The organism is Kosakonia sp. SOY2, assembly GCF_027109175.1.
Lineage (GTDB): Bacteria > Pseudomonadota > Gammaproteobacteria > Enterobacterales > Enterobacteriaceae > Kosakonia.
The window spans coordinates 2,275,189-2,291,263 of sequence record NZ_JAPVXH010000001.1 but is presented as its reverse complement, the minus strand read 5'-3'; the positions used below and the strand labels follow the sequence as shown (position 1 = coordinate 2,291,263).

Here is a 16,075-nt window from a genome sequence, read left to right as displayed (position 1 = left end):
GGAGGAAGTATGTCCCGATTCGCAGAACAGCAGCTCTATATCCATGGTCAATACGTCCCGGCTGCGGCGGGTAACACATTCCAGACCATCAATCCGGCGAACGGCGAGGTGCTGGCCGAGGTGCACGAAGCCGGGCAGGCCGATGTCGATCGCGCCGTTGCCAGTGCGCAAAAAGGGCAGAAAATCTGGGCCGCGATGACCGCCATGGAGCGCTCGCGCATCCTGCGCCGCGCCGTCGATATTCTGCGCGAGCGCAATGATGAACTGGCGGCGCTGGAAACGCTGGATACCGGCAAACCGCTGAGCGAAACCCAGGCCGTTGATATCGTCACCGGCGCGGACGTACTCGAGTATTACGCGGGGCTTATCCCCTCTCTTGAAGGTCAGCAAATTCCGCTGCGCGACACCTCGTTTGTCTACACACGCCGTGAACCGCTTGGCGTGGTGGCCGGGATTGGCGCGTGGAACTACCCGATCCAGATTGCGCTGTGGAAATCTGCGCCTGCGCTGGCGGCCGGTAACGCCATGATCTTTAAACCGAGCGAAGTCACGCCGCTCACGGCGCTGAAACTGGCGGAAATTTACAGCGAAGCTGGCGTGCCAGACGGCGTATTTAACGTGCTGAACGGCAGCGGCGCGGTGACCGGACAGTTGCTGACCGACCATCCGGGCATCGACAAAGTCTCTTTCACCGGCGGCGTTGCCAGCGGCAAGAAAGTGATGGCGAATGCGGCCGGTTCGACGCTGAAAGACGTGACCATGGAACTGGGCGGTAAGTCGCCGCTGATTATATTTGACGACGCCGATCTCGATCTCGCCGCCGATATCGCCATGATGGCGAACTTCTACAGCTCCGGCCAGGTGTGTACCAACGGCACGCGCGTGTTTATTCCGAAGGCCTTGCAGCAGGCGTTCGAAGCAAAAATCGTTGAGCGCGTGGCGCGCATTAAAGCCGGTGATGTCAACGATCTGAACACCAATTTCGGGCCGCTGGTCAGTTTTGCGCACCGCGACAACGTAATGCGTTATATCGAAAGCGGCATCAACGAAGGCGCTCGCCTGTTGTGCGGCGGTAAGCGTCTGACCGGCGGTGACTTCGACCACGGGGCGTGGGTCGAACCTACCGTATTTACCGACTGTCGCGATGAGATGACCATCGTGCGTGAAGAGATCTTCGGTCCGGTGATGTCGATTCTGATCTATGAGCGCGAAGAGGAAGCGGTGCGCCGCGCCAACGCTACCGATTACGGCCTGGCGGCGGGCGTGGTGACACAGGATCTTAACCGCGCGCACCGCGTCATTCACCAGATTGAAGCCGGTATTTGCTGGATCAACACCTGGGGGGAATCCGCCGCTGAAATGCCGGTGGGCGGCTACAAGCACTCCGGCATTGGGCGTGAAAATGGCCTCATGACGTTGCAAAACTATACGCAGGTCAAATCCGTCCAGCTCGAGCTGAGCCGTTTTCAGTCCGTATTTTGAATAAAGTTTTAACCTGAGGAGCGACGAATGGAATTTGATTACATCATCATTGGAGCCGGATCCGCAGGGAACGTTTTGGCAACAAGACTGACCGAAGAGAGCGATGTGAATGTTCTGCTGCTCGAAGCGGGTGGTCCCGATTACCGTTTTGATTTCCGTACGCAGATGCCTGCGGCGCTGGCTTACCCGTTGCAGGGCAAGCGCTACAACTGGGCCTATGAAACAGAACCTGAGCCGCACATGAATAACCGCCGCATGGAGTGCGGGCGCGGTAAAGGGCTGGGCGGTTCATCGCTGATTAACGGCATGTGCTACGTGCGCGGCAACGCGATGGATCTCGATAACTGGGCGCAGCAGCCGGGTCTTGAGCACTGGACCTACCGCGACTGTCTGCCCTATTACCGTAAATCGGAAACGCGCGATATCGGCGCGAACGATTACCATGGTGGCGACGGCCCGGTCAGCATCACTACCTGCAAGCCGGGCAACAACCCGCTGTTCGCCGCGATGATTGAGGCGGGCGTGCAGGCCGGTTACCCCCGCACTGACGATCTTAACGGCTACCAGCAGGAAGGTTTTGGCCCGATGGATCGCTTTGTCACGCCGAAAGGCCGCCGCTCAAGCACCGCGCGCGGCTATCTCGACATGGCAAAAACGCGGCCGAACCTGAAAATCATTACCCATGCCACCACCGATCGCATTCTGTTTGAGGGGAAACGCGCTGTCGGTGTGGCCTATTTGCAGGGCTCCAGCGACACGGTACATGAGGTGCATGCGCGCCGGGAAGTGTTGCTCTGCGCCGGAGCGATTGCTTCGCCGCAAATTTTGCAGCGCTCCGGCGTCGGTGCCGCTGATCTGCTCAAGCAGTTCGATATTCCGCTGGTGCATGATTTACCGGGCGTGGGCGAAAACTTGCAGGATCACCTGGAAATGTACCTGCAATATGAGTGCAAGGAGCCGGTGTCGCTCTATCCGGCGCTGAAGTGGTGGAACCAGCCGAAAATTGGCGCGGAGTGGCTGTTTAACGGCACGGGTATTGGGGCCAGCAACCAGTTCGAGGGCGGCGGGTTTATCCGCAGCCGCGAGGAGTTCGCCTGGCCGAATATTCAGTACCATTTCCTGCCGGTGGCGATTAACTACAACGGCTCAAATGCAGTAGAAGCGCACGGCTTCCAGTGTCATGTGGGTTCGATGCGCTCGCCAAGCCGGGGTTTTGTGCGTCTGAAATCGCGCGATCCGCGCCAGCATCCGGCCATTCAGTTTAATTACATGGCCCATGAGCAGGACTGGCACGAATTCCGCGACGCGATTCGTATCACCCGGCAGATCATCAACCAGCCGGCGCTGGACAAATATCGCGGGCGGGAAATCAGCCCGGGCATTGAGTGCCAGAGCGATGAGCAACTGGATGAGTTTGTGCGTAACCACGCCGAAACCGCCTATCACCCGTGTGGCACCTGCAAAATGGGCAGCGATGAGATGGCGGTGGTCGATGGCGAAGGGCGTGTTCATGGGCTGGAAGCCTTGCGCGTGGTGGATGCCTCGATCATGCCGCTGATCATCACCGGTAACCTCAATGCCACCACCATTATGATTGGCGAGAAGATTGCCGATAACATCCGTGGCCGCACGCCGCTGCCGCGCAGCAATGCGGATTATTTCGTGGCGGGCGATCGCCCGGTTCGCGGTACACCGCTGCGAGCGTAAAAGAAAATGCCGCCGGTAACGCGTTTACCGGCGGCATTACGCAAAGAAGGGCGATTAGCGCGACAGCGCTTCCACTTTTTCAAACGCCGCGCGCAGCGTATCGGCAGAGAGTTCCACCGGCAGGTAGTGAATCGACTCCACCGGACGCAGAGTGTGAGCAATCACTTTATCCAGCTCCGCGCGGTTATTAATGTCCACATCTAGTGCTGCCAGCGAGGTCGGCAAGTTGAAACGCTGATAGGCGTTAATCAACTGTGCCAGCACATCGTCTTCGCCGAGCAGGGCGCTCTGCACCAGAATGCCATACGCTACTTTGGTGCCGTGCAGGAATTTCTCCGTTTGCGGCAACACGGTTAAACCGTTGTGCACCGCGTGTGCGGCGGCAACGCGGGTGTAACGCTCGCCCAGCCCGCCGACCATCCCACCCCCGGCAATAATCGCATCCACCACATCGCGAAACGCCTGCGTCAGCTCGCCGCGCTGCTGGTCAGCAAGAGCTTGTTCACTGCTCTGTAGCAACACATCGCGGATCGCCAGTGCGCCGTTTAGCCCCAGACGTACGGTGAGCGGCAGCTTTTCTGGTTGTGGTGCCAGTACTACCGCTTCGTACCACTTCGCCAGCGTATCGCCGATGCCTGCCAGCAGATATTCCGCAGGCGCATTAAGGATGATTTGCGGTTCAACCAGCACCAGAAAATTGGCGTCGTCGAAAATTTCAAAGTGCAGCGCCTGACCAGCGTCGTTATACCACACCGACAGCGGCGTCCACGCCGCACAGGTGGCGGCGATGGTCGGAATGGCGACCACCGGTAAACCAAGACGGCGCGCCACCGCTTTGGCGGTATCCAGCAAGGCGCCGCCGCCAAGCCCAATCACCACCGCGCGATCGTCGCCCGCCTGCTGCGCCAGTTCGTTCACGTCGTGCTCGCTACAGTGGCCTTTAAACAAAATGTGTTTCGCGCCCGGCGTGTTAAACCCTTGCGGCAAAAACGCTTTTGCCCCGGCAAAGGCGCGCTCGCCATAGATCCATACCGCGCGCGCCAGTTGTTCTGCGCTGAAGAAATCATGCAACCGCGCGAGGCTACCGGCGTGGGAAAAGTAGTTGGCCGGGCCGGGTACGACGCGGATATCAGTGCTGCTCATGTGTTGTGTCCTTGTGCGTGATCGCTAACCCGATGTTATGTCTGGACATCCGGATGGCTAATAATATTTAGCTTTATCTTATGCATTTTCTGTCGTTGCCAGTCAAGCCAGGCTGTGAAAAATTCGTTAAATCAACCTATTAATTGCAGGAACAGCGTGCGAATGAGCAGCAACCACCTCGAAATGCGCGGCATAAGCCTGGCCTTTGGCGGCTTTAAGGCGCTGTCGCATGTCAATTTCTCCCTGCGCGGCGGTTCGGTGCATGCCTTAACCGGCGCGAACGGCGCGGGGAAATCGACGCTGATGGCGGTGCTGTGCGGCACATACGACCATTACGAAGGCGAAATCGCCATCAATAACCAGGCGGTGTCGATTCGCACCCCGCGCGATGCCAAACAGCTGGGCATTCATCTGGTGCAGCAGGAAGTGGATGTTGCGCTGATCCCGGGTTTGAGCATTGCCGAGAACATCATGCTCGATAAGCTGGCGGAAGGCGGACATCGTTTCCGCTGGGGCGAGATCCGAAAATCGGCGCGCGAGGCGCTGGCGCAACTCGATGTGATGTTTGATGTAAAACGTTCGATCGATAGCTGCACGCTGGCGGAGAAGCAGCAGATCCTGCTGGCGCGCGCGCTTTCGCATCACTGCCGTTTTTTAATTCTCGATGAACCCACCGCACCGCTCGATCAGCACGAAAGTGAGCGTTTGTTCACCGTGGTCAAACGCCTGCAACAGCAGGGCATTGGCGTGGTGTTTATCTCGCACCGCATCCACGAACTGAACGCGATTTGCGACACCTTAACGGTGCTGCGCGACGGCAAACTGATTGAATCCGGCCCGATGCATGCCCTGAGCGGCGAAGCGATTGTCGAGAAGATGCTCGGTCATGAGTTGAGCGATATCTATCCGCCGGCCCGTCCACCGCACAGTGATGAAGTGCTGCTAAGCATTGACGGTTTGCACGACGAGGGGCTGCTGAAAGATATCTCGCTGCGCCTGCGTAAAGGGGAAATTCTCGGCATTGCTGGTCTGGCGGGGGCGGGGAAAACCGAGCTGTGTAAGGCGCTGTTCGGTGCGAGTAAAAGCCGAACCAGCCGTGGCGAGCTGAATAACCAACCGTGGCGGCCGCGCGATCCGGCCGATTCCGTGATGCGCGGGCTGGCGCTGGTGCCGGAAGAGCGGCGCAAAGAGGGCATTTTTATTGATGAGCCGGTGAGTATGAATTTGTCCATTAGCGCGGATAACAGTTTCTCGCGCTGGGGCTTTTTTGCGCATCGCCAGGCCTGGCGCTGGGCGCAGGAAGTGATTGCCCGCGTTGGCGTTCGCACTACCGGGCCGGGGCAAACGCTGCGCCGTCTTTCCGGCGGCAACCAGCAAAAAGTGGCGATTGGCAAATGGCTGCGCGGTCACGCCAATGTGGTGATTTTCGATGAGCCGACCAAAGGCGTGGATGTGAAAGCGAAAACCGACCTGTTCCAGTTGATTGATGGCCTGGCGCGCGAAGGCAAAGGGGTGATTTACGCCTCGGGGGAATTCGCCGAACTGGTGGGGTTGTGTGACCGGATTTGTGTGCTGTGGGATGGGCGCATTGTTGCGGAAGTGCAGGGCGAGGATGCCCGCGAAGAGACGCTTCTTTATTATTCCACCGGAGGAACGGCGCCGTGAGTAAGGCCCTTTCAGTCAATGCGGCGGCGACGCCCCGCCAGCAGTTTTTTGATTTTCTCTATAAATGGGGCATGTTGCTTACCGTGGTCGCGCTTATCGCCATCTTTGGCGTGGCGTCGGACAACTTCCTCGATCCCTTCAACATCATCAACATTTTGCGCTCCATCGCCATCGTCACGGTGATTGCGATTGGTGTCTCTATTTCGCTGACCATCGGCGGGTTTGATCTGTCGGTCGGTTCCACCGCCTCACTGGCGAATGCGCTGGTGATTTCGCTGTTTGTCTGGCACGGCGTTGGTACCACCGAAGCCATCCTGGTTACGCTGGCACTGTGTACGCTGGTGGGCTTGTTCAACGCCTTTTTAATTGTGGTGCTGCGCATTCCCGACATGCTGGCGACGCTTGGCAGCCTGTTTGTGATTCAGGGTGTGGCAATGACCTACAGCTATGGCGGTTCGATTACCGAAAACATGGTGCTGCCGAGCGGCGATATGGCGGAGGGCACCATTCCGGCGGCGTTTGGTCTGCTCGGTCAGGTGCCGACCATTGTGATCATTATGCTGGTGGTGACGGTTGTCGCGCAGTTGGGTTTGTCGCTGACCACCCACGGTCGTCGCATGTATGCCATTGGCGGCAACCCGGAAGCGGCGCGCCTGTCCGGCATTCGTACCACGCGCTACAAAGTGGCGGCATATGTTATCGCCTCGCTGCTGGCGGGGCTGGGCGGCATTCTGCTGGCGTCACGCATTGGCTCTTCGCAGGTCAACGCCGGTGGCGGTTATTTGATGGATGCGGTGGCGGCGGCGTGGATCGGTTTCTCGCTCGCCGGTTCCGGCAAACCGAATGCGCTCGGCACGCTGGTGGGAGCGGTTATTCTCGGCGTGCTGCAAAACGGGCTGGTGATGCTGTCGGTGCCCTATTACGCGATGGACATTATTAAGGGGCTGGTGCTGGCCGGTGCCCTTGCGTTGACTTACTTCCAGCGTCGTTAATTCTTCAGGGGAAAACAGATGAAAAAAATTGCACTCTCACTGCTGGCGCTGGGCTTACTGAGCGCGCTGCCAGGCCACGCCACTACACCTGCGCCGGTGCCGGACGCCATTGCTAATCACCACGGCCCGATACGCATTGCGCTTATCCGCAACCTGGGGTCAGACGATAACACCACCCAGTTTGTCTCCGGCGCGTTGCAGGAAGGTAAAAAACTCGGCTTTAAAATCAGCACGTTTTTGAGCAACGGTGATGACGCCAAATTCCAGGACTTCGTTAACCAGGCGATCAGTCAGAAATATGACGGCATTATTCTGTCGCAGGGGCGCGATCCGTACTCCACCGATCTGATTAAAAAAGCGGTGGCTGCGGGCATCAAAGTGGCGGTGTTTGATACCGCTGTTAACGGTGAAATTCCGGGCGTGACGGTGACGCAGCAGGATGACGCCTCGCTAACCAAACTCTCCTTTGGCGAGCTGGTGAAAGATTTCAACGGCAAAGCCAACATTATCAAACTGTGGGTCGCCGGTTTCCCGCCGATGGAGCGCCGCCAGGCCGCCTACGCCGAGTTGCTGAAAGCCAATCCAGGTATTAAAGAGCTGGAGTCGATTGGCGCGGTCTCTTCCGATGTGCAGGGCGACACGGCAAATAAAGTGGGCGCGGTGCTGGCGAAATACCCGAAAGGGCAGATTGATGCAATCTGGGGCACATGGGATGCGTTCAGCCAGGGCGCGTATAAGGCGCTGAAAGAGAACGGTCGCACCGAGATCAAACTCTACAGCATTGACGTTTCCAACCAGGATCTGCAACTGATGCGCGAGTCGGGCAGCCCGTGGAAAGTAAGCGTGGCGGTGGATCCGAAACTGATTGGTGCCACCAACGTGCGCCTCATCGCCAATAAAATTGCCGGTGAACAGACCCCTGCCACCTACGATTTTAAAGCCGCTGCCATTCCGCAAGCGCTGCTGGCAAGCCAGCCGGGCGCGGTGAATGTGGCGTCGCTCGGCAAAATCATTCCGGGCTGGGGCCAGACGGAAGATTTTATCGCGCCGTGGTTCGCCACGCTGGAAGCGAAAAACAAGTAAGGAACGGACATGGCGAGTGAATTACCGCGTCCTGAATACAGCCGCAATATGCGGCTGATTGGTCACAGCGACCAGGGCGGTCGCCCGGACGGTGTGCAACTGATGGTACACCGTGGCTTTGCCTATATCGGGCATATGGTGTCGCAGGGGTTTTCGATAGTGGATGTGCGCGACCCGAAAAACCCGAAAGCCGCCGGTTACGTCCCGGCCCCGCCGGGCACCTGGAATGTGCATCTGCAAGCCCATGACGATCTGCTTTTAGTAATCAACGCGCGCGATCTGTTCGCCGATGCGCGCTTTGCCGATGAAAAGGTCTACTACACCCGCTCGGTCGGCGAGACGGTCAGCGATGTGCAGGACAAAGGCTGGAGCGCCGGGCTGCGCATTTTTGATATCTCCACGCCCGATAAACCGCGCGAAATCAGCTTCCTGTCGCTCAACGGCATCGGCATTCACCGTATCTGGTATGTGGGCGGGCGCTGGGCGTATGTCTCGGCGCTGATCGACGGCTTTACCGACTATATTTTCCTGACCATCGATCTGGCCGATCCGCGTAAACCGCAGGTTGCCGGGCGCTGGTGGCTGCCGGGAATGAACCAGGCCGCAGGGGAAACGCCAGCGTGGCCGGAAGGCAAACGCTATGCGCTACACCACGCGATTATCGCCGGGGATACGGCGTACGGTAGCTGGCGCGACGGCGGGTTAACGCTACTGGATGTGAAAGACAGAACCCAGCCGAAGCTGATCAGCCACCGCAACTGGAGCCCGCCGTTTGGCGGCGGTACGCACACCGCGCTGCCGCTACCGGACCGGGACTTGCTGGTGGTGCTGGATGAAGCGGTACTCGACAATCAGGAAGATGGCGAGAAGCTGATCTGGTTGTTTGATATTCGTGAGCCGTCAAATCCGGTAAGCATCTCGACGTTCCCGCAGCCGGACGAAACCGATTATGTGGCGAAAGGGGCGCATTTCGGGCCGCACAACCTGCACGAAAATCGCCCTGGCAGCTTTATCAGCTCGACGCTGATTTTCGCCACTTACCAGAATGCGGGCGTGCGGGCTTACGATATTTCTAACCCGTATCGTCCGGTGGAAACCGGCGCGCTGGTGCCTGCCGCGCCAGCGAAGATGATGGATACGCGACCTGCACGCCCGCGCGTGATCCAGTCTTGCGATGTGTTTGTTGATGCGAACGGCATTATCTACAGCACCGATTACAACGGCGGGTTGTCGATAATCGAGTATCTCGGGTAGTGAGGTTCTCTCCCCCCGACAGGGGGAGAGGGCTGCGTTAGCTGTACTGACGCACGCGGGCAATCAGCTCATCGACGTTCTCAATGCGCTCGGCGATGACAATCAGCGCTTTACCGAGCGTGATGGCGTGGCGCAGGCAGGCGTGGCGCATCTCTTCATCGTTGATGGTGTCGATATCGGCGACGTGTGAAAGCCCAACGCTGCGGCGAATCAGCTCCGTGCCGCAAAAACCGATCGCGTCGGTCCACACTTTTTTCAGGAAGGCGCTGGCGTAGCCCGGTTGCGCTAACGCCGCGTCGCGGGTTTTCTCTCGCGCCAGCGCCTGGAAGCGCTCGGCAAAGGTGGTCCACAGGGTTTGAATATCGGTCAGACGCTGTTCACGCGCGCTGGCCGCATCGCGAATGCCCAGATGCCCTGGTAAACCGCAGTAGTTGAGCAGCAGGTTGCCGATGGCGGTGCCGATATCAAAACCGATGGGGCCAAAGTAACCAAACTCGGCGTCAATCGCCTTCAGGCTACCGTCGGCGACAAAAATCGAGCCGCTGTGAATATCGCCGTGCAGCAGTGCTTCGGCGTGAGAGAAGAAGCGGTGCTTTAACGCCGCCACCGCCAGTTTCAGTTGCGCGTCATTGCGCAGGGCGGCGACCTCCGTTTCCAGGGCCGCCGGGTAGTTGTTGCGCTCATGAACCTGGTAGGGATCGTTAAAGAACAGATCTTCAGTGATTTCGCACATTTCCGGGTTAATGAACTGTGCGACCTGCGCTTTTTTGTCATGCGGATGGAGGTAAAAATCACTGGTGTGAAACAGCACCTGCGCCAGGTATTCGCCCAGTTGCGCAGCCGCTTGCGGGTAAAACACATTGTTAATGAGCTCGCCGCGCCAGATTTTATGATCGGAGAGATCTTCCATTACCATCACCGCCAGTTGCGGGTCGAAGTGGTGGATTTTTACCGTATGCTGCGGGCTGTGCCGGTAATGTTCGACCAGCGTTTGCGCTTCCAGCCGGGCGCGATCAAGCGTTAACGGCCAGGATTCACCCACGCAGCGCACATAGGGCAGCGCCTGTTTGACAATAATGCGGCTCACACCCTGGGTATCGAAAATTTTGAACACCAGATTGAGGTTACCGTCGCCCACCTCCTGTGCGTCCACCAGTTCGGACGGGTTGTCCAGGCCGCCAAATTGTTGTGCATACGCCACGGCATCGCGGGCGGAGAAGGTACGGTATTGCGACATTGCCTCGATCCTCTTTTGCTAATAAAGCCATTTAGACGTCTATACATCCGAACGTCATCCTGACACAATACGCTACAACAACGCAACAGGGATTTTACGCAATGCAGCCATTACAGACCACCAGCCTGCGAGTCGCCGACAATCAATTATTTATTCTCGACCAACAGGCCTTACCGCAGCAGAAACAGTGGCTACCGGCCAGCACGGTAGAGGATCTTGTCGGCCATATTCATGCCCTACGGGTGCGTGGCGCGCCGTTGATTGGCCTTTCTGCCAGCTTATTGCTGGCGCTGCTGGCAGAACAGGGCGCAAACCGCGACCAACTGGCGCAGGCGCTGGAAACGTTGCGCGCGGCGCGCCCGACGGCGGTGAACCTGATGAATAACCTTGATCGCATGAAACAGGCGCTCACGCAGGAGCATTTTGTGGCGGCGTTAACCGCCGAAGCGCTGCGGCTTGTCGAAGAAGATAAACAGTTGTGCGACAACATTGCCGAAGCGGGCAGCGCGCTGGTGCAAGCGGGCAGCCGACTGCTGACCCACTGCAACACCGGTGGGCTGGCGACAGCGGGCGTCGGCACCGCGCTGGGTGTCATTGCGCGGGCGCATCAGCAGGCAAAAATTACCCATGTGTGGGTGGATGAAACCCGCCCATTATTACAGGGCGGGCGGCTAACGGCCTGGGAACTGGGCGAGCTGGGGGTGCCGTATCAGTTAATTACTGATTCCATGGCCGCCAGCCTGATGGCGAAAGGGCAGGTGGATGCGGTATGGGTTGGCGCCGATCGCATTGCCGCCAATGGCGATGTGGCGAACAAAATCGGCACCTATTCGCTGGCGGTACTGGCGAAATTCCACAACGTGCCGTTTTATGTGGCTGCGCCGCAAACCACGCTCGACCCGCACTGCCCGAATGGCGATGCCATTCCCATTGAGCAGCGCGCTGCCGCGGAAGTGACCGGGGTGGCCGGGAGTTTTGGCGCAGTGAACTGGGCGCCGGAAAATGCGCGGGTTTACAACCCGGCATTTGATGTCACACCGGCGGCGCTCATCAGCGGCTGGGTACTCGACAGCGGCGTGGTGACACCTGCTGATGTGGCGAACGGGATCTTCCAGCCACGCTAATTACCAACGTACCGGCTTAACACCGCTGTTTGCTTGCCAGACGGCGGTAACTCTCTATTCGGGAAACGGCGCCGATCACACGCACGGCCCGGTGGCGCAGCCGTAAATCATAATCAGTGGAAACGCCGGGATCAGTAGGGGCGCCGTCCACGAGACATGCTGTTTGGTGGTGTCGTTAATCGTGACGGTCACCGGTTTTTCCAGCGTACGGGTATCCGGGCCGTACGGGTGTTGCAGAATGTAGACCACGTCACCCTGCGCTCTGAAGGTCACCGCCAGCTTTTTATTCGGCTCAATAATGTTTGCCCCGTAGTGATAACGCAGGCGCTCAATTTGCGCGGCACTGAGCCCGGAGACATCAACGAGCGCTTTGTACTCAGCCGTCACCTTTTTATCTTTCACCACAAAGTTCACGGCAACGCCGGGAACATGGCTGGCAAACTCCTGATAAAACTCAGCGTACCGGGCGTAGGCATCAGCATGCGGATCGTTACGGATGAAGTTGTAGGCGTAATGGTCGGAATATGCGGTGATGCGATCCTGGCGCACTTCCAGCGCGGTGATGTTGTCCCATTCCGGCATTGGCGACGTCGTCGCGCAGCCCGAAAGCAACACGATAACTATCAACATAATGAATTTTTGCATGATGACCTCCCTGTATGCCGCAGCGGCGCTGGCAGCATACACGCCTTGCGGCGTGTCACAAAGGGAGGCTACTGGATTGGGTAGGGGAAATTCAGGTCGCCGGGTGCAGCAAAATCACATCCTTATCAATGGTGCTGGCCTGGCTTTGCGGCGTACTGGCGTTTTTGTCATAGCGCGGCGGGGTGATCACCGGGTAGACAAAACTGCCCAGCTCGCTGCACTGTTCAGGCGCATTCGCGCCGGCATAAAAAAGATAGTACTGACCGGAATCCGGGAAAAAGGCTAAGTTGTCGCCGTTGCCAAACGTGGTGCTCCAGAACGGGACGCCCGCTTTGGTTTTGCTGCGCTCTTTGCCCGCCGCGACCTGAAAATGGTCGCTCCACTTCATGGTTATCAGGTTGTAGTCAAAAAAAGAGACCGTCAGGTTGCCGCGTGTCGGGCAGTGAAGTCGGACGGCATCATCCGCCCGCACGCTGGAGATAAAGGTTATCAGCAAGAGAAGCAGGGAGTATTTCATCGGCGGTTTCCGCAGGTTTTTGGCAAAGCACGAAGGTAATCCATCGCGGCGGTGAAAATCCGTAAGAAACGATGTCAGCAAAAGAGAAAACGAATCAGGATGTTAACGCGGGGTTGCGGTCAGCCTATTTTTTGATGTTGTATATGTTTCGTTTATTTAGACATGATAATAATTATCAAAATCATTAATATCTGACTATCTGCAGGGTTTTTTTTTTATGCAAGGGAAATCAATCTTTACGTTCGTGCTCGCCGCTTTACTCGCTGTTCCCATGCTGGCGCACGCCACGCAATATCCGCTCACCGTAACCGATTTCGATGGCCGCAAAGTGACCATTGAACACGAACCGCAACGCATTATTTTGCAGGACGGGCGCGACATCATGACGATGGCGCTGCTGGATCGCGACAATCCGTTTAAACGGCTGGTGGCATGGAACAATCTGGCGAAAAAACAGGACATTGCCACCTGGGAAATGCTGAAAACCCAGTGGCCGGAAGCGACCCGCATTATGGACATGGGCTTTAGCGATAAAGGCAATGTTGATCTGGAAAGCGTGCTGGCGAAACAGCCGGATCTGATGATTGCGCAGCTGCGCGCGAAACCGGCGCTGGCCGATAGCGGCGTGCTGGCTAAACTGACCGCGCTGCACATTCCGGTGCTGTTTGTTGATTACGAAGTGAACCCGGCAAAAGACACCGCGCCGAGTATCGATCTGCTGGGTAAAGTGATTAACCGCGAAAGCAACGCGGCGGCGTACACCGCCTATTATCGCCAGCAATTAGCAGCGATTGAGCAGAAAACCGCCGCCATAAACCCGAAACCGAAGGTATTCGTCGAAGCGCTGGCCGGTAACGCGGATAGCTGCTGCTTTACCCACGGGCACAGCGGTTGGGGCGGGCTGGTTGAAGCGGTCGGCGCGAAGAACCTTGGCTCTGAGCTGCTACCGGGTGCAACCGGGTTTATCTCGCTTGAAAAACTCATTAGCGCCAACCCGGATGTCTATATCATGACCGGCTCTAAACGGGGTAACAGCCAGGTGCTGCCGCTCGGGCTGAACGTCTCACAAGATGAGGTCAATAAACAGGCGCAGGTGCTGCTGCAACGCACCGGTGTCGCGCAGATCCCGGCGGTCAGTGCAAAACGTGTGTATGGCGTTTACCACCACTTCTACAATCATCCGTACAACATTGTCGGCATGGAATATCTGGCGAAAGATATCTATCCGCAGGCGTTTGCGGATTTGAACCCGGATGCGACCTACCATCACATCATCAAAAACTTCACCAAACTGCCGGATAACAACTTCGTCTATAGCTGGCAGCAGGGCAAATGAGTACCACGCTGGAAACAAACGAGCAGAGGCAGGAGACGGCTGCGGACAGCCTGATGCTCAATTACCGCGTGATCCTTCGCCGCCGCGTCAGTTTGCTGGCGCTGCTGGTGGTGTTCATTGCCGCCTCAATGCTGCTGGATTTCACCCTCGGCCCCTCTGGTCTGCCGCTGGATACGCTGTGGCAAACGCTGGTTGACCCGGCGAGCGCCGATGCCGGAACGCGGGTGATTGTCTGGGATATCCGCATGCCGTACGCGCTGATGGCGATCATTGTTGGGCTCACGCTGGGTCTGGCGGGCGCGGAGATGCAAACCATCCTGAATAACTCGTTAGCCAGCCCATTTACGCTGGGTGTGTCGTCGGCGGCGGCGTTTGGCGCGGCGCTGGCGATTGTACTTGGTATCGGTATTCCCGGCGTACCAGGGCAGTGGTTTATCTCGGCGAACGCGTTTCTTTTTGCGCTGCTGGCGGCGCTGTTGCTGGACGGTATTACCCGCTGGACGCAGGTGGCGACCTCCGGCGTGGTGCTGTTCGGTATCGCGCTGGTGTTTACCTTCAACGCGCTGGTGTCGATGCTGCAATTTATCGCCAACGAAGACACGCTGCAGGGGCTGGTGTTCTGGACCATGGGCAGCATTGCCCGCGCGTCGTGGGAGAAACTTGGCATTTTGCTACTGGCGCTGGCGGTGATCATGCCGCTGTCGATGCTCAGTTCATGGAAACTGACGTCGCTGCGCCTTGGCGAAGATCGGGCGATAAGTTTTGGCATTAACGTGCGTCGCCTGCGGCTGGCAACGCTTTTGCGCATCAGTATCTTGTCGGCGCTGTCGGTAGCGTTTGTCGGCCCGATTGGTTTTATCGGTCTGGTCGCTCCGCATATCGCCCGCATGTTGTTTGGCGAGGATCACCGTTTTTATCTGCCGGGTAGCGCGTTGATTGGCGCGCTGGTGTTATCGCTGGCTTCTATCGTTTCCAAAAACCTGATCGACGGGGTGATTATTCCGGTGGGCATTGTCACCTCGCTGGTTGGCGTGCCGTTCTTTATCACCATCATTGTGCGCCACCGGGGGAGTGTATGAGCCAGAGCGGCCTGAGCCTGCGCGGTTTTGGCGCGGGCTATCACAAGCGACAGATTATTCGCGATCTCAATATTTCCCATTTGCCGCGCGGCAAAGTGACAATTCTGCTTGGGCCAAACGGCAGCGGCAAATCGACGCTGCTGCGGGCAATGGCCGGGCTGAACAAAGCAGAAGGGGAATTGCTGCTGGATGGCGAAGACCTGCTCAGCCAGCCGTTTGCAAAACGCGCCGAGCAGGTCGTCTATCTGCCGCAATCGCTGCCAGCAGGCGTTCATTTGCATGTTCTGGAGTCGATTATCGTCGCACAACGTGCTTCCGGCGGCTTACACAGCGCGGCAAAGCAGGCCGAAGTGATGTCGCTATTGCGCCAGCTCGGTATCGAGCATCTGGCGCTGCACTACCTCGACCAGCTCTCCGGCGGGCAGAAACAGTTAGTCGGGCTGGCGCAATCGCTGATCCGCCAGCCTTCACTGCTGTTGCTCGATGAGCCACTCAGCGCGCTGGATCTCAACTACCAGTTCCATGTGATGGATCTGGTGAAGCGGGAAACGCGCAGCCGCAATATCGTTACCGTGGTGGTGGTGCACGATATCAATATCGCGCTGCGCCACGGCGACCATGTGTTGATCCTCAAACAAGGCGAGCTCGTGGCGAACGGCGTGCCGGGCGAGGTGATAACGCCGGAAAGCCTGGCGCAGGTCTACGGTGTGCGCGGGCGCGTGGAACCCTGCTCGCAAGGGATGAAGCAGGTGATCATTGACGGTTTAACCCAGCAGGCAAGCTAGTCCCAGCGCGCCGTCCACTGCGGCAA

Annotated in this window: 14 protein-coding genes; 10 read left to right on the top strand and 4 right to left on the bottom strand. The window is 57.9% G+C overall.

Features of this window, described 5'->3' with window-relative positions; genetic code table 11:
* Positions 1 to 9 precede the first annotated feature (9 nt).
* Complete coding sequence (gene betB / locus O3S68_RS10905; RefSeq protein WP_269231483.1) at positions 10 to 1,482, top strand: betaine-aldehyde dehydrogenase; 1,473 nt, start codon at positions 10 to 12, stop codon at positions 1,480 to 1,482.
* A 27-nt stretch (positions 1,483 to 1,509) separates the two neighbouring features.
* Complete coding sequence (betA, locus tag O3S68_RS10900) at positions 1,510 to 3,189, top strand: choline dehydrogenase (RefSeq protein WP_269231482.1); 1,680 nt, start codon at positions 1,510 to 1,512, stop codon at positions 3,187 to 3,189.
* 54 nt (positions 3,190 to 3,243) lie between these two features.
* Here betA and O3S68_RS10895 read toward each other — a convergent pair whose 3' ends face one another.
* A complete protein-coding gene (locus O3S68_RS10895; protein ID WP_269231481.1) occupies positions 3,244 to 4,332 on the bottom strand; it encodes an oxidoreductase in 1,089 nt (362 codons plus the stop codon).
* Between the two features lie 162 nt (positions 4,333 to 4,494).
* Between O3S68_RS10895 and O3S68_RS10890 the strand changes: the two genes are divergently transcribed.
* Genes O3S68_RS10890 through O3S68_RS10875 form a run of 4 tightly spaced genes read left to right on the top strand, consistent with a single transcriptional unit; the run spans position 4,495 to position 9,326 of the window.
* Entirely contained in the window at positions 4,495 to 5,997 is a 1,503-nt protein-coding gene (locus O3S68_RS10890) for a sugar ABC transporter ATP-binding protein (RefSeq protein ID WP_269231480.1), read from the top strand.
* Positions 5,994 to 6,989, top strand: a complete 996-nt coding sequence (locus O3S68_RS10885; protein WP_269231479.1) for an ABC transporter permease — start codon at positions 5,994 to 5,996, stop codon at positions 6,987 to 6,989. Before O3S68_RS10890 ends, O3S68_RS10885 begins: the two co-directional genes overlap by 4 nt.
* Before the next feature lie 18 nt (positions 6,990 to 7,007).
* The gene (locus tag O3S68_RS10880; protein ID WP_020456950.1) at positions 7,008 to 8,072 is read left to right on the top strand and encodes a sugar ABC transporter substrate-binding protein; all 1,065 of its coding nucleotides are present in this window, start codon (positions 7,008 to 7,010) and stop codon (positions 8,070 to 8,072) included.
* 9 nt (positions 8,073 to 8,081) lie between these two features.
* Complete coding sequence (locus tag O3S68_RS10875; protein WP_160270974.1) at positions 8,082 to 9,326, top strand: LVIVD repeat-containing protein; 1,245 nt, start codon at positions 8,082 to 8,084, stop codon at positions 9,324 to 9,326.
* 37 nt (positions 9,327 to 9,363) lie between these two features.
* Here the strand turns inward: O3S68_RS10875 and mtnK are convergent, their stop codons facing one another.
* Positions 9,364 to 10,563 carry an S-methyl-5-thioribose kinase gene (gene mtnK / locus O3S68_RS10870; protein ID WP_269231478.1) on the bottom strand — a complete coding sequence of 400 codons (1,200 nt, stop codon included), beginning with the start codon at positions 10,561 to 10,563 and terminating at the stop codon, positions 9,364 to 9,366.
* Between the two features lie 101 nt (positions 10,564 to 10,664).
* Here mtnK and mtnA point away from each other — a divergent pair, with 101 nt between their 5' ends.
* Positions 10,665 to 11,687, top strand: a complete 1,023-nt coding sequence (mtnA, locus tag O3S68_RS10865) for an S-methyl-5-thioribose-1-phosphate isomerase (RefSeq protein ID WP_020456953.1) — start codon at positions 10,665 to 10,667, stop codon at positions 11,685 to 11,687.
* Positions 11,688 to 11,762: 75 nt separating this feature from the next.
* On the opposite strand, the gene O3S68_RS10860 is transcribed toward mtnA, so the two are convergent.
* Positions 11,763 to 12,332 (bottom strand): hypothetical protein, encoded by a 570-nt coding sequence (locus O3S68_RS10860; RefSeq protein WP_269231477.1) that lies wholly within the window; start codon positions 12,330 to 12,332, stop codon positions 11,763 to 11,765.
* Between the two features lie 91 nt (positions 12,333 to 12,423).
* Positions 12,424 to 12,849 carry a hypothetical protein gene (locus O3S68_RS10855; protein ID WP_020456955.1) on the bottom strand — a complete coding sequence of 142 codons (426 nt, stop codon included), beginning with the start codon at positions 12,847 to 12,849 and terminating at the stop codon, positions 12,424 to 12,426.
* A gap of 217 nt (positions 12,850 to 13,066) precedes the next feature.
* Here O3S68_RS10855 and O3S68_RS10850 point away from each other — a divergent pair, with 217 nt between their 5' ends.
* The 3 genes from O3S68_RS10850 to O3S68_RS10840 are packed head-to-tail and all read left to right on the top strand — an operon-like array spanning position 13,067 to position 16,049.
* Positions 13,067 to 14,185 (top strand): ABC transporter substrate-binding protein, encoded by a 1,119-nt coding sequence (locus O3S68_RS10850; protein ID WP_269231476.1) that lies wholly within the window; start codon positions 13,067 to 13,069, stop codon positions 14,183 to 14,185.
* Between the two features lie 50 nt (positions 14,186 to 14,235).
* The gene (locus O3S68_RS10845; protein WP_269231682.1) at positions 14,236 to 15,264 is read left to right on the top strand and encodes a FecCD family ABC transporter permease; all 1,029 of its coding nucleotides are present in this window, start codon (positions 14,236 to 14,238) and stop codon (positions 15,262 to 15,264) included.
* Positions 15,261 to 16,049 carry an ABC transporter ATP-binding protein gene (locus O3S68_RS10840; protein ID WP_269231475.1) on the top strand — a complete coding sequence of 263 codons (789 nt, stop codon included), beginning with the start codon at positions 15,261 to 15,263 and terminating at the stop codon, positions 16,047 to 16,049. The genes O3S68_RS10845 and O3S68_RS10840 overlap by 4 nt, the downstream gene beginning before the upstream one ends.
* Positions 16,050 to 16,075 lie beyond the last annotated feature (26 nt).

Coding starts and splice junctions, on each gene's coding strand:
- betB (WP_269231483.1), top strand. CDS start 10: ATGTCCCGATTCGCAGAACAGCAGCTCTATATCCATGGTCAATACGTC.
- betA (WP_269231482.1), top strand. CDS start 1,510: ATGGAATTTGATTACATCATCATTGGAGCCGGATCCGCAGGGAACGTT.
- O3S68_RS10895 (WP_269231481.1), bottom strand. CDS start 4,332: ATGAGCAGCACTGATATCCGCGTCGTACCCGGCCCGGCCAACTACTTT.
- O3S68_RS10890 (WP_269231480.1), top strand. CDS start 4,495: ATGAGCAGCAACCACCTCGAAATGCGCGGCATAAGCCTGGCCTTTGGC.
- O3S68_RS10880 (WP_020456950.1), top strand. CDS start 7,008: ATGAAAAAAATTGCACTCTCACTGCTGGCGCTGGGCTTACTGAGCGCG.
- O3S68_RS10875 (WP_160270974.1), top strand. CDS start 8,082: ATGGCGAGTGAATTACCGCGTCCTGAATACAGCCGCAATATGCGGCTG.
- mtnK (WP_269231478.1), bottom strand. CDS start 10,563: ATGTCGCAATACCGTACCTTCTCCGCCCGCGATGCCGTGGCGTATGCA.
- mtnA (WP_020456953.1), top strand. CDS start 10,665: ATGCAGCCATTACAGACCACCAGCCTGCGAGTCGCCGACAATCAATTA.
- O3S68_RS10860 (WP_269231477.1), bottom strand. CDS start 12,332: ATGCAAAAATTCATTATGTTGATAGTTATCGTGTTGCTTTCGGGCTGC.
- O3S68_RS10855 (WP_020456955.1), bottom strand. CDS start 12,849: ATGAAATACTCCCTGCTTCTCTTGCTGATAACCTTTATCTCCAGCGTG.
- O3S68_RS10850 (WP_269231476.1), top strand. CDS start 13,067: ATGCAAGGGAAATCAATCTTTACGTTCGTGCTCGCCGCTTTACTCGCT.
- O3S68_RS10840 (WP_269231475.1), top strand. CDS start 15,261: ATGAGCCAGAGCGGCCTGAGCCTGCGCGGTTTTGGCGCGGGCTATCAC.